At 60.8% G+C, this 12,918-nt stretch carries 13 protein-coding genes; 8 read left to right on the top strand and 5 right to left on the bottom strand.

What is annotated here, in order from left to right; all coding sequences use genetic code 11:
- Positions 1-28 precede the first annotated feature (28 nt).
- Complete coding sequence (gene bioA / locus MXF20_RS00780) at positions 29-1,321, top strand: adenosylmethionine--8-amino-7-oxononanoate transaminase (RefSeq protein ID WP_325967071.1); 1,293 nt, start codon at positions 29-31, stop codon at positions 1,319-1,321.
- 67 nt (positions 1,322-1,388) lie between these two features.
- A complete protein-coding gene (locus MXF20_RS00775) occupies positions 1,389-1,865 on the top strand; it encodes a kinase inhibitor (protein ID WP_325967069.1) in 477 nt (158 codons plus the stop codon).
- A gap of 78 nt (positions 1,866-1,943) precedes the next feature.
- Here the strand turns inward: MXF20_RS00775 and pgl are convergent, their stop codons facing one another.
- Positions 1,944-2,939 carry a 6-phosphogluconolactonase gene (gene pgl, locus MXF20_RS00770; RefSeq protein ID WP_325967067.1) on the bottom strand — a complete coding sequence of 332 codons (996 nt, stop codon included), beginning with the start codon at positions 2,937-2,939 and terminating at the stop codon, positions 1,944-1,946.
- Between the two features lie 148 nt (positions 2,940-3,087).
- Between pgl and MXF20_RS00765 the strand changes: the two genes are divergently transcribed.
- The gene (locus tag MXF20_RS00765; RefSeq protein ID WP_325967065.1) at positions 3,088-3,906 is read left to right on the top strand and encodes a pyridoxal phosphatase; all 819 of its coding nucleotides are present in this window, start codon (positions 3,088-3,090) and stop codon (positions 3,904-3,906) included.
- A gap of 181 nt (positions 3,907-4,087) precedes the next feature.
- Here MXF20_RS00765 and modC read toward each other — a convergent pair whose 3' ends face one another.
- The 4 genes from modC to MXF20_RS00745 all read right to left on the bottom strand — a co-directional run bounded on the left by modC (position 4,088) and on the right by MXF20_RS00745 (position 6,894).
- Entirely contained in the window at positions 4,088-5,146 is a 1,059-nt protein-coding gene (modC, locus tag MXF20_RS00760; protein WP_325967063.1) for a molybdenum ABC transporter ATP-binding protein ModC, read from the bottom strand.
- Positions 5,146-5,838, bottom strand: coding sequence for a molybdate ABC transporter permease subunit (modB, locus tag MXF20_RS00755; protein WP_104092706.1), 693 nt, complete (start codon positions 5,836-5,838; stop codon positions 5,146-5,148). Before modB ends, modC begins: the two co-directional genes overlap by 1 nt.
- The gene (gene modA, locus MXF20_RS00750; protein WP_325967060.1) at positions 5,835-6,608 is read right to left on the bottom strand and encodes a molybdate ABC transporter substrate-binding protein; all 774 of its coding nucleotides are present in this window, start codon (positions 6,606-6,608) and stop codon (positions 5,835-5,837) included. Before modA ends, modB begins: the two co-directional genes overlap by 4 nt.
- Before the next feature lie 127 nt (positions 6,609-6,735).
- Positions 6,736-6,894: an AcrZ family multidrug efflux pump-associated protein gene (locus MXF20_RS00745; RefSeq protein WP_325967058.1), complete on the bottom strand. Its 159-nt coding sequence runs from the start codon at positions 6,892-6,894 to the stop codon at positions 6,736-6,738.
- Between the two features lie 117 nt (positions 6,895-7,011).
- On the opposite strand from MXF20_RS00745, the gene modE reads away from it, so the two are divergent.
- From modE to galM, 5 genes are all read left to right on the top strand, one after another.
- Positions 7,012-7,794 carry a molybdenum-dependent transcriptional regulator gene (modE, locus tag MXF20_RS00740; RefSeq protein ID WP_325967055.1) on the top strand — a complete coding sequence of 261 codons (783 nt, stop codon included), beginning with the start codon at positions 7,012-7,014 and terminating at the stop codon, positions 7,792-7,794.
- A 76-nt stretch (positions 7,795-7,870) separates the two neighbouring features.
- Positions 7,871-9,343 (top strand): molybdate ABC transporter ATP-binding protein ModF, encoded by a 1,473-nt coding sequence (gene modF, locus MXF20_RS00735; protein ID WP_325967053.1) that lies wholly within the window; start codon positions 7,871-7,873, stop codon positions 9,341-9,343.
- Between the two features lie 261 nt (positions 9,344-9,604).
- The gene (gene galT / locus MXF20_RS00730) at positions 9,605-10,648 is read left to right on the top strand and encodes a galactose-1-phosphate uridylyltransferase (protein WP_325967052.1); all 1,044 of its coding nucleotides are present in this window, start codon (positions 9,605-9,607) and stop codon (positions 10,646-10,648) included.
- On the top strand, positions 10,649-11,797 hold the full coding sequence (gene galK / locus MXF20_RS00725) for a galactokinase (protein ID WP_325967051.1): 1,149 nt from the start codon (positions 10,649-10,651) through the stop codon (positions 11,795-11,797). It begins immediately after the preceding gene.
- Positions 11,791-12,825 (top strand): galactose-1-epimerase, encoded by a 1,035-nt coding sequence (gene galM, locus MXF20_RS00720; protein WP_325967050.1) that lies wholly within the window; start codon positions 11,791-11,793, stop codon positions 12,823-12,825. Before galK ends, galM begins: the two co-directional genes overlap by 7 nt.
- The last annotated feature ends 93 nt before the right edge of the window (positions 12,826-12,918 follow it).

Below are 12,918 nucleotides of genomic sequence, written 5' to 3'. Positions count from 1 at the left end.
AATCTTTTCAAAATGGTTTACAAGACAGATGTTCACACAGGATGACCTCCGCTTTGACCGCCAGCATATCTGGCATCCTTACACCTCAATGCGCGATCCGCTGCCGTGCTATCCGGTGGTGGCCGCACAGGGCTGCACGCTGCAGCTGGCCGATGGACGTGAGCTGGTCGACGGCATGTCGTCGTGGTGGGCAGCGATCCACGGCTATAACCATCCGCGTCTTAATCAGGCGTTGCAGCAGCAGATGGCACAGATGTCACACGTGATGTTCGGCGGCATCACCCATCCGCCAGCCGTGGAGCTGAGCCGCCAGCTGATCGCCATGACGCCCGAGGCGCTGGAGTGCGTGTTCCTCGCCGATTCTGGCTCGATCGCCGTCGAAGTGTCGATGAAAATGGCGCTGCAGTACTGGCTGGGTCGCGGAGAGACGCGGCAGAAACTCCTCACGCTGCAGCGCGGTTATCACGGCGATACGTTTGCCGCCATGTCAGTGTGCGATCCGGAGAATTCCATGCACAGCCTGTGGCGCGGTTACCTGCCGGAGCATCTGTTCGCCCGCGCGCCGCAGTGTGGCTTTGACGATGACTGGGATGACAACGATATTGCTGATTTTGCCCGGCTGATTGAGCAGCACCATCGCAGTATCGCCGCGGTGATCCTCGAACCTGTCGTGCAGGGTGCCGGCGGCATGCGCTTTTACCATCCACGCTATCTGCAGCAGGTGCGGGCGCTGTGCGATCGCTACGGTTTATTGCTGATCGCCGATGAGATCGCCACCGGCTTTGGCCGCAGCGGCAAGCTGTTTGCCTGCGAGCACGCCGGCATCACGCCGGACATTTTGTGCCTCGGCAAGGCGCTGACCGGCGGCACGCTGACGCTCTCCGCCACCCTGACCACGCGCGACGTCGCCGATACCATCAGCCGTAGCGCAGCGGGCTGCTTTATGCACGGGCCGACGTTCATGGGCAATCCGCTGGCCTGTGCGGTGGCGGTCGAAAGCCTGAAGCTGATCAACGAAGGCCACTGGCCGGCGCAGGTGGCGGCGATTGAACAGCAGCTGCGTGCGGAACTGCTGCCGCTGCGCGACCATCCGGCAGTGGCGGATGCGCGCGTGCTGGGGGCGATTGGCGTGATTGAGACTCATCAGCCGGTAAACATGGCGGCGCTGCAGCAGTTCTTCGTGGAACGCGGCGTGTGGATTCGCCCGTTCGGTAAGCTGATTTACCTGATGCCACCTTATCTGATTTCTGCCGCACAGCTGACGCAGCTGACGGCAGCGGTGCGCGCGGCGCTGGCGGTGGACGGCCATTTTCAGCCCTGACACCGCTGGCACTCGCCGCCATTTTCCACCATCATGGAAAGCCGCATACAACAGGAAAGGAGAGATCATGCGCGTAGTGAGCCAGGATTTTAACGATGGCGATAAAATGCCCGAGCGCCACGTGTTTAACGGCATGGGTTACCAGGGCGATAATCTGTCGCCGCACCTGGCATGGGATGAAGTGCCGGCCGGTACCAAAAGCTTTGTGGTGACCTGCTACGATCCGGATGCGCCAACCGGCTCCGGCTGGTGGCACTGGGTGGTCGCCAATATTCCGGCTGAAGTGACCGTGCTGTCACAAGGCGCCGGTTCCGGCGTGGCGGAACTGCCCGAGGGTGCCATTCAGACGCGCACCGATTTCGGCCAGAACGGTTACGGTGGCGCAGCGCCGCCGCAGGGCGAATCGCATCGCTACATCTTTACGGTGCATGCGCTCGACGTGGATAGCATTGAAGTGGACGAAGGTGCCAGTGGCGCGATGGTTGGCTTCAACGTGCACTTCCACGCGCTGGCCAGCGCATCAATCACGGTGAAATACGCCTGATTGCACAAGGTGCGCATCGCTGCGCACCCCGGCAGAGGTCGCCGTTACTGGCGACCCTGCATGATCGACGCGCGTTCCTTAGTCCAGCGCGTGAATCACTACCCACATCGGCCCCTGACCCACGGCGTAACGCGCCAGCGGGTGCAGCAGGCCACGCTCACCAATGCGATAGACTTCGATGTGATGCGATTTCTGCCCCGCCGCCACCAGATACTGACCACTGCCATCAATGTTAAAGCCACGCGGCTGAGTTTCGGTCGGCTGATAACCCTCAATCGTCAGTACCGAGCCGTCCTCACTGATACTGAACACGGTCAGCGTGCTGCTGGTGCGGTCACAGGCATACAGGAAGCGACCGTCTGGCGTGATGTGGATATCGGCCGCCCAGCGCGTGTCGCTGAAGCCCGGCGGCATCATATCGAGACTCTGCACGCGCTCGACCTGGCCATTAACATTGTTCAGCGCCCAGACGTCGACGGTGCTGTCCAGTTCATTAACCACATAGCCATAGGCACCGTTCGGGTGGAACGCCATATGACGCGGGCCGGCGCCTTCTACGGTGGTCACCTGCGACTGCGCGCGCGGTGCCAGCGTGCCGTCGGCCTGCAGCTGATACAGGCAGATGCGATCCTGCTTCAGCGCCGGCACAAACAGCGTCTGGTTGCTGAGGTCGATATTCGCCGAATGGCAGCCTTCCAGCCCGCCAATTACCTGCAGCGGCGCCTGCGGCAGGCCGTCGCTGCCAATCGGGCTGATGCTGACGCAGGCATCGTTATACGAGCCGCAGAACAAATAGTTGCCCTGGCGATCGGTAGAGATGTGGGTCGGACTGCCCGGCAGCGGCGCTTCACCGGCCAGGCTCAACGTACCGTCGGCCGCAATGCGGTATGCCAGTACGCGAAAATTCGGACGCACGCCGACATAGAGAAAATCTTTCTTCGGGCTCACCACCATCGGCTGCACCTGGCCGGCCACATCCGTGACCTGCAATAACGTCAGTGCGCCATCTTCCTGCATCTGCCAGGCGTGAATCTGCTGGCTCTCGGGACTGGCGGTATACACGACTTGTTTCATGCGTTTTCCTTATTCGCTGCCTGATGAAAAACAGTAACTGTAGCGCGTTTCACCGCCGCGCGCTGGGCTGATTTGTGCCCTGCTTTTTGTCTCAGGACCGCTGGCGGGTGTAGACTTAACGCTTTGCTAACTCCGGACGGAAAGTGTAATGAGCTACCGCGTAATCGCCCTTGACCTCGACGGCACCCTGCTGACCCCCAATAAAACCATCCTGCCAGAATCCCTTGAAGCCCTGGCCCGCGCGCAGCAGGCTGGCGTTCAGGTGCTGATCGTCACCGGTCGCCATCACTGCGCGATTCACCCGTTTTATCAGGCGCTGCAGCTGACAACGCCTGCCATCTGCTGTAACGGCACTTACCTGTACGATTATCAGGCGCAACGGGTGCTGGCTGCCGATCCACTGGAGAAAAGCCAGGCGGCGCGGGTGATTGAAATGCTCGATCAGGAGAATATCCACGGCCTGCTGTATGTCGATGATGCGATGCTGTATCAGGAAGCGACCGGTCATGTGACGCGCACCCTCAACTGGGCACAGTCGCTGCCGGAAGCGCAGCGCCCGCTGTTTGTGCAGGTGCCGAGTCTGGCGCAGGCGGCGCACGACGCGCAGTCGATCTGGAAATTTGCCCTGTCGCATCCGGATACCCGTGCGCTGCAGCAGTTTGCCGAACGCACCGAATGCGAGCTGGGTCTGGCGTGTGAATGGTCGTGGCACGATCAGGTCGACATCGCTCAGGCCGGCAACAGCAAAGGCAAGCGCCTGGCGCAGTGGGTGGCGAGTCAGGGTCTGAACATGCAGGACGTGCTGGCGTTTGGTGACAATTACAACGATCTGAGCATGCTGGAGCAGGCCGGGCTGGGCGTGGCGATGGGCAATGCCGATGACGCCATCAAAGCGCGCGCGCGTAAAGTGATCGGCACCAATCTGGAGCCGGGCATCGCGCAGGTGATCTACCAGGAAGTGCTGTAACGCCAGGCTGGTCGCGGCACAAGGCATCCGTAAGATTGACCGGAAAAAAGGCGCGAAAAATCGCGCCGCGACAGAGGGTGCAACGGGTGATTACTGCAGCGGTAAATCGCACATACGGTAGCGGCGCGATTCATCGCGCTCATCCGCAGAGCGGACGTACCGCGTTGTCGTCCGGTTTGTGTTACGCGGTAATCGACACGCTCTTGATCTGCGCATACAGCCACTGATCCGGCCGGATGTTCAGCTCGTCGCGCGCCCACGGTGAAATGCGCGCCCACAGTTCGCTGACGCCGATGCGCAGTTTCACTTCGACCTGATCGTCCAGCTCCAGCAGCTCCACCACCTGCGCCGGTAAGATATTGCGGATCGAGGTGTTTTGCGGCGGCTGCAGTGCCAGCGACACATCCGCCGAGGCAATCCGAATGCGCAGCGTGCTTTTCACCGGCTGATTCACCCGGCTGACCCAGATGTGCTGATCGCCGAGCGACAGCGCGGTCATCGGGTAATCCGGATGCTGTTCCAGCACCTGCACGCGCAGCACGCTGCTGCGCTCGGCCGGCGGCAGCCACGGTCGCATCGCGCTGCTGCCCCACACTTTTTCCAGCGCGCCAAAGGCTTTGACGTTACCGTTATCCAGCACCAGTACCTGATTCGCCAGCTGGACAATCTCCTCCAGACTGTGGGTCACGTACAGCAGCGGAATCTCCACCTGCTTCGCCAGCTTGTGCAGATAGGGCATCAGCTCCCGCTTGCGCGGCAGATCGAGTGACGCCAGCGGCTCGTCCATCAGCAGGATATCCGGCGCGCTCAGCAGCGCCCGGCCCATCGCCACACGCTGTTTTTCACCGCCCGACAGCGAAGCAGGATAGCGGTCCAGCAGCGCGTCCAGTCCCAGCAGCGTCACCAGCGCCCCGAACTGCGTCTTCATTTTGGCCGCCATGCCATATTGCAGATTGCCGCGCACGCGATAGTGAGGAAACAGGCGCGCATCCTGAAACACGTACCCGATGCGGCGTTTTTCCGGCGGCAGATTGATGCCGCTGTCGCTGTCAAACAGCAGACGATCGTTAAGCGCGATCTGGCCGCGCTGCGGCTGCGTCAGACCGCTGATGGCATTGATGAATGAGGTTTTTCCCGCCCCGGACACGCCAAAAATTGCGGTGATGCCGCTGGCCGGAATCTCCACATCGACGTTGAGCTGATGCTCACCGAGCTGTTGCGCAATGTTGATTTTCAGCATCAGGCCGCTCCCAGCCGCTTGCGGCCCCAGCGCGCCAGCAGCTCCGAAGCCACCAGTGACAGCAGCGCCAGCGCAATTGCCACCGCGCACAGCCGCGCCGCGGTGCCTTCCGCGCCGGGCGTTTCAATCAGGGTAAACATGGCGGACGGAATGGTGCGGGTTTCGCCAGGAATGTTGGAGACAAAGGTAATGGTGGCGCCAAATTCACCCAGCGAGCGGGCGAACGCCAGCACGGTGCCCACGATGATGCCAGGGAAAGTCAGCGGCAGTGTGATGGTGAAAAACACCCGCCAGCGGCCCGCGCCCAGGGTACGCGCCGCCTGTTCCAGCCGGCTATCTACCGCTTCCAGCGCCAGACGAATGGCGCGCACCATCAGCGGAAACGCCATCACTGCCGAGGCCAGCACCGCGCCGCGCCAGCTGAAGGCAAAGGTGATGCCGAACCAGTCATACAGCCAGCTGCCAATCAGGCCGCGCCGCCCGAGCGACAGCAGCAGCAAATAGCCGACCACCACCGGCGGCAGCACCAGCGGCAGATGAATCAGGCTATCGAGCAGGGTTTTGCCGGGAAAGCGACAGCGCGCCAGAATCCACGCCATCAGGATGCCAAACGGCAGGCTGCACAGCACCGCCACGCAGGAAACTTTCAGGCTCAGGAACACGGCCTGCCATTCGGGATCGCTCAGTATCATCTCTTCGGCGTAAATCCATACTGTTTAAACACGGCAGCGGCATCCGGCCCCTGCAGATAGTCATAGAAGGCCTGCACCGCTGCGTTCTGGTGATCGCTGACCACCGCCATCGGGTACTCTACGGGTTTGTGACTCGCTTCCGGGAAGCGTCCGACCACCTGCACCTTATCACTGGCTACCGCGTCGGAACCGTACACGATGCCGTACGGCGTTTCGCGGCGTTCTACCAGCGCCAGCGCGGCACGCACGTTGTTAGCCGGTGCGAGTCGTGAAGACAACGTGTCCCACGCGCCCAGCTTTTGCAGCGCTTCTTTGGCATAGATGCCCGCCGGCACGTGATCCGGATCGCCCACCGCCAGGCGCTCGCCCTTAAGCAGGTTCTGCCAGTTGGTCTGCGCATTGATGGTCACCGGCTGCGCGTGCGCGCTTTTTGCCGCCACCAGCACCAGATCATTGCCCAGCAGCGTGTGACGCGTACTGCCGATCACGCTGTTTTTCGCCGCCGCATCGTCCATCCACTGCTGATCGGCAGAGATAAACAGATCCGCCGGGGCGCCCTGCTCGATTTGCCGCGCCAGCGTCGATGAAGAAGCGAATGAGGATACCACTTCAACGCCGCTTTTTTGCTGATATTGCGTGGCGATCTGCTGCATCGCGTTGGTCAGCGACGCCGCGGCGAACACGGTAATTTTCTCCGCGGCCAGTGCCTGACCCGAGAGCGACACGGTGATGACGGCAGCCGCCGCCCAGCGATAAACAGTGTTTTGCATACTAAGCTCCAGGTTACGTTATATAGTTGATAATACAACGTGAGCCTGAAAGCTGTCATGGGCTTTATATCGGCAAAAATGGCGGGAAGTTAAGGGCAAAACGCCCGCAGCGTGCGGGCGTTAAAAATCAGTGTTGGGAGCTTTTGGCGGGACGGTCGTCGCGGCGGCCAAATTTAGAGATGACGTTAAAGACTTCACCCAGGCCGTAAATCAGACCCAGCATAATCGCCATCACGATGGGCACCATGATGATGGCGACCGCCAGGCTTTTTAACAGTTCCAGCATGGAAACCTCGCGCAAAGAGTAAAAAAGTGATTGTAACGGCTGGAGAAAAAAAGGCACTGCCCTTTTCGTGCTTTTACTTTAGGCCTTACAATTGTCGCATCAACCTAAGGAGCCGACATGCAGGCAGAACTCTCTCTACACATCCGTCTTCAGCAGAAACTGTTTGCCGATCCGCGCCGTATCGAACTGCTGAAGCGCGTGCGGGAAACCGGCTCCATCAGCCAGGGCGCCCGACTGGCGGGCATCAGTTATAAAAGCGCGTGGGACGCCATCAATGAGATGAATCAGCTGGCGGACCAGACGCTGGTCGAACGCGCGACCGGCGGCAAAGGTGGTGGCGGCGCCCGGCTGACGCGCTACGGCGAGCGGCTGATTCAGCTGTTTCAGCTGATGGAGCAGATCCAGCAAAAAGCCTTTGACGTGCTGCAAAACGACAGCCTGCCGCTCGACAGCCTGCTGGCAGCCATCGCCCGCTTTTCCCTGCAGACCAGCGCGCGTAATCAGCTGTTTGGCACGGTGCAGGCGCGCGACCGTCAGCAGGTGCAGCAGCATATTGTGGTCCTGCTGAACGACGGCGTGACGCGCCTGCAGGTCGCCCTGACCGAACGCAGCGCGGAACGGCTGCAGCTCGACAGCGGTAAAGAGGTGCTGGTGCTGATTAAAGCGCCGTGGATCCGCCTGACGCCAGACGCGGCCGCTGGCGATAATCAGCTGCCAGGCACGATTCAGACCATCGAACCCGGTGATACCCACAGCGAAGTGCTGATAACCCTGCCGGGCGGTGAAACGCTGTGCGCCACCGTCGCCAGCACGGCGATCCGTCAGCATAATCTGCAGCCCGGCAGCGCCGTGACCGCCTCTTTTAATGCGGAACATGCCATCATCGCCACACTGCTCTGATCTGGCCGCCATGATTTGACTTCGTTTCACAGGCTCGCTACAACTGAGTGACTTGATGCAGAAAACGGAATGAATCATGGCTTCATTGCAAATTTCGCAAGGCATATTTCTCCTGAGCGATACCCGCACCCTGACCCTGCCAGACTTAACCCTGCACAGCGGTGAAAGCTGGGCATTCGTCGGTGCCAACGGCAGCGGCAAATCCTCGCTGGCGCGCGCGCTGTCCGGCGAGTTAACACCAGCGAAGGGCGAGCTGCGCCAGGATTTTCAGCGCCGCACCCGTCTGTCGCTGGAGCAGCTGCAACGGCTGGTGACGCAGGAGTGGGAGCGCAACAACACCGATCTGCTGAGCGAAGGCGAAGATGACACCGGCCGCACCGCGCTGGAGATCATTCAGGATGAAGTAAAAGATGACGCGCGGGCGCAGGCGCTGGCACAACAGTTCGGCATCAGCGCTCTACTGACTCGCCGCTTCAAATACCTGTCCACCGGCGAAACGCGCAAAACGCTGCTGTGTCAGGCGCTGATGGCGCAGCCGGATTTGCTGATCCTTGATGAACCTTTTGATGGCCTGGATGTGGCATCGCGCGCCAGCCTCGCCGATACCCTGCATCAGCTGCATCGCGACGGCTACACCGTGGTGCTGGTGCTGAACCGCTTTGACGATATCCCGGACTTTGTGCAGCAGGTCGGCGTGCTGGCAGAGTGCACGCTGACGCACGTCGGCGCGCGCCAGAAGATTCTCGCCGAAGCGCTGGTGGCACAGCTGGCGCACAGTGAACGCCTGCAGGGCATGGCGCTGCCGGAGCCGGACCTGCCGGATCAGCTGCCACAGCTGGCGGCAGATGCGCCGCGCGTGATACTGCGCAACGGCGTGGTGTCGTATAACGATCATGCGGTGATCGACGGCCTGAACTGGCAGGTCAATCCCGGCGAGCACTGGCAGGTCATCGGCCCGAACGGCGCAGGGAAATCGACCCTGCTCAGCCTGGTTACCGGCGACCATCCACAAGGCTACAGCAATGATTTGACGCTGTTCGGCATCCGCCGCGGCAGCGGTGAGACCATCTGGGACATCAAGCAGCACATCGGTTACGTCAGCAGCAGCCTGCACCTGGATTATCGCGTCAGCTGTAATGTGCGCACGGTGATCCTGTCCGGCTTTTTTGATTCGATTGGGCTGTATCAGGCGGTATCGGATCGGCAGAAAGCGCTGGCGCGCCAGTGGCTGGCGCTGCTCGGCATGGACAATGCGCTGGCCGATGCGCCGTTTCACAGCCTGTCGTGGGGCCAGCAGCGGCTGGTGCTGATTGCGCGCGCGCTGGTGAAGCACCCGACGCTGTTAATCCTGGATGAACCGCTGCAGGGGCTCGATCCGATTAACCGCCAGCTGGTGCGCCGCTTTGTTGATGTGCTGATCGGCGAAGGGCGCACCCAGCTGATGTTTGTGTCCCACCACGCCGAAGACGCGCCGCAGTGCATCACTCACCGCCTGAGTTTTGTAAAACAGGGCGCGGGCTATGCTTATCAGCAGGAGGCGCTGCGTTAGTTTTCATTGATGAGCGGGTCGCCATGCATGGCGGCCCGGCAGCAACAGTACGCACCTGACAGATTGCTCCCCCCAAAATGTAACCGCTACCACTAGCCTGCCGCATTATTCAGCAAACGCTGCGCATAAACCCACAAAATGAGAATCGTCACCTTGTGTAAACGATACCATTTATCCAGACTGGATCACGCTTTCAGCGCCACCGTTATGCTACGTTGAAGGCAGTGATTTTCTTCTGTTTGCCGATTACCAGGACTTGTTATGCAAAAATTTAACCCGGTCGATCATCCGCATCGCCGCTATAACCCGTTGATCGATCAATGGGTGCTGGTGTCACCGCATCGCGCCAAACGTCCGTGGCAGGGTGCGCAGGAGACGCCCGCGCTGGAGCAACTGCCGGCACACGACCCGGACTGCTTCCTGTGCGCCGGTAATACCCGCATCACCGGCGATAAAAATCCTGATTACAAAAGCACTTACGTGTTCACCAATGACTTTGCCGCGCTGATGACCGACACGCCGGACGCGCCGCAGAGCGACGATGTGCTGATGCGCTGTGAAAGCGCGCGCGGTACCAGCCGGGTGATCTGCTTCTCGCCGGATCACAGTAAAACCCTGCCCGAACTGCCGCTGCACAATCTGCAGGATATCGTGCGTACCTGGCAGGAGCAGACGGCTGAACTCGGCCAGCACTATCCGTGGGTGCAGGTGTTCGAAAACAAAGGCGCAGCGATGGGCTGCTCGAATCCGCATCCACACGGTCAGGTATGGGCCAACAGCTTTCTGCCGAACGAAGCGCAAAAAGAGGATGACAACCAGCGCCGCTACTTTGCCGATAAAGGCACGCCGCTGCTGGTGGATTACGTGGCGCGCGAACTGCAGGACGGCAGCCGTACCGTGGTTGAAACCGATCACTGGCTGGCGGTGGTGCCGTGGTGGGCGGCCTGGCCGTTTGAAACTCTGCTGCTGCCGAAAACGCACGTGAAACGCATTACCGATCTTAACGAGGCGCAGCGCACCGATCTGGCGCTGGCGCTTAAGCAACTTACCAGCCGTTACGACAATCTGTTCCAGTGCTCGTTCCCCTATTCGATGGGCTGGCACGGCGCGCCGTTCAACGGCGAAGCTAACGAACACTGGCAGCTGCATGCGCACTTCTATCCTCCGCTGCTGCGCTCCGCCACCGTGCGAAAATTTATGGTTGGCTACGAGATGCTGGCCGAGACCCAACGTGATTTAACGGCGGAACAGGCGGCAGAACGTCTGCGCTCTGTCAGCGCTATCCATTTCCGTGAGGAACAATAAATGTCTTTAAAATCGATCACTCAACAGGTTTTCGCTGACACCTTCGGCTATGCGCCGAGCCACAGTATTCAGGCACCGGGCCGGGTGAACCTTATTGGCGAGCATACCGACTATAACGACGGCTTCGTGCTGCCCTGCGCTATCGATTATCAGACCGTGATTGCCTGCGCCCGCCGCGATGATCGCCAGGTGCGCGTAGTGGCAGTGGATTACGACAATCAGCAGGATAGCTTCTCGCTGGATGCGCCGATTGAGCCGCTCAGCGAACCGATGTGGGCTAACTACGTGCGCGGCGTGGTGAAACATCTGCAGCAGCGCGACGCCAGCTTTGGCGGCGTGGATATGGTGATCAGCGGTAACGTGCCGCAGGGCGCCGGTCTCAGCTCGTCCGCCTCGCTGGAAGTGGCGGTGGGCACCGTGTTCCAGCAGCTGTATCAGCTGAAGCTGGACGGCGCAGCGATTGCCGTCAACGGGCAGGAAGCGGAAAACCAGTTTGTTGGCTGCAACTGCGGCATCATGGATCAGCTGATATCCGCACTCGGCCAGCAGGATCACGCCATGCTGCTGGACTGCCGCACACTGGGCACGCGCGCCGTATCCATGCCGGAGGATGTTGCGGTGGTGATCATCAACTCGAACTTCCGCCGCAATCTGGTGGGCAGCGAATACAACACCCGCCGCGAGCAGTGCGAAACCGGTGCACGCTTCTTCAACAAAAAGGCGCTGCGCGACGTGACGCTGGAAGAGTTTGCGGCGGCAGAACAGCAGCTCGATCCGCTGGTGGCCAAACGCGTGCGCCACGTGATCACCGAAAACGCCCGGACGCTGGAAGCGGCGGACGCCCTGAGCAGCGGCGATCTGCAGCGCATGGGTGAACTGATGGCCGCCTCGCACGCTTCAATGCGCGACGATTTTGAGATCACCGTGCCACCCATCGATCAGCTGGTGGAGATTGTTAAAGCGGAAATCGGCCCGCGCGGCGGCGTGCGCATGACCGGCGGCGGCTTCGGCGGCTGCATCGTGGCGCTGATGCCCACCGAACTGGTCGATCAGGTGAAAGCGGCGGTAGCGCAGCAGTACGAAGCGCAGACCGGCATCAAAGAAACCTTCTACGTGTGCAAAGCCTCAGCAGGAGCCGGCCAATGGTAAGCGACGTCAACTCTCACGCGCCCGACGGTCAGCCGTGGCGCATCACCGTACTGCGCAATCGCAACGGCATGGTCGCCACCTTTATGGACTGGGGCGCCACCTGGCTGTCGGCGCGCGTGCCGATGCAGGACGGCAGCGTGCGCGAGGCGCTGCTTGGCTGCGCCACGCCGTCCGATTATCTGCATCAGGACGCTTATCTGGGCGCCACCATCGGGCGCTACGCGAACCGCATCGCCTTCGCTGAGCTGAAAAAACTCAATCTGCTGCTGGCAGCCAATCAGGGTCCGCACCAGCTGCACGGCGGGCCGCAGGGGTTCGACAAGCGCCGCTGGCAGATTATCAGCCAGAGCGACAGCGAAGTGCATTATCGTCTTGATTCGCCGGACGGTGATCAGGGCTATCCCGGCAATCTGATTGCCGATGTGATTTATCAGCTCGATGATGACAACTGCCTGTCGATTCGCTATGAAGCGCAGACCGATCAGGCCTGTCCGGTCAACCTGACCAACCATGCTTACTTCAACCTTGATGCGCATCATGGCGACGCGCGCCAGCATCGCTTACAACTGCAGGCCGATCGTTATCTGCCGGTAGACAGCGCAGGCATTCCGAATGCGCCGCTGAAAGCGGTGGACGGCACCAGCTTTGATTTCCGCCAGCCGAAACGCGTGGCGGATGAGTTTCTGGCCGATGACGATCAGCGCGCGGTGAAAGGGTACGATCACGCGTTTCTGCTCACCACCGCCGGTGACAGCAGCCAGCCGGCTGCGCAGCTGTGGTCAGCGGACAGCAAACTCAGCGTGAGCGTGTTCACCGCCGCCCCGGCGCTGCAGTTCTACTCCGGCAACTATCTGGAGGGAACGCGCGCCCGTGAACAGGGCAGCTATACTGCTTTCCAGGGCATTGCTCTGGAGAGTGAGTTTTTACCGGATTCGCCCAACCACAGCGAGTGGCCGCAGCCTGACTGCTGGCTGCAGCCCGGCGACACATGGCACTCCGTGACGCGTTATCGCTTCACTCCGCACTAAGCCGCCGGTCGAAAAACGCGCACTGCGATGCCAACAGGCTTACGCCGTGCGCTGTTTTCCGCTATGGTATGGCGCTATCAGTGTGCCGCTGAA

This window comes from Pantoea dispersa, from assembly GCF_035783935.1.
GTDB lineage: Bacteria > Pseudomonadota > Gammaproteobacteria > Enterobacterales > Enterobacteriaceae > Pantoea > Pantoea dispersa_C.
This window is presented reverse-complemented; position numbering and strand designations above follow the sequence as displayed.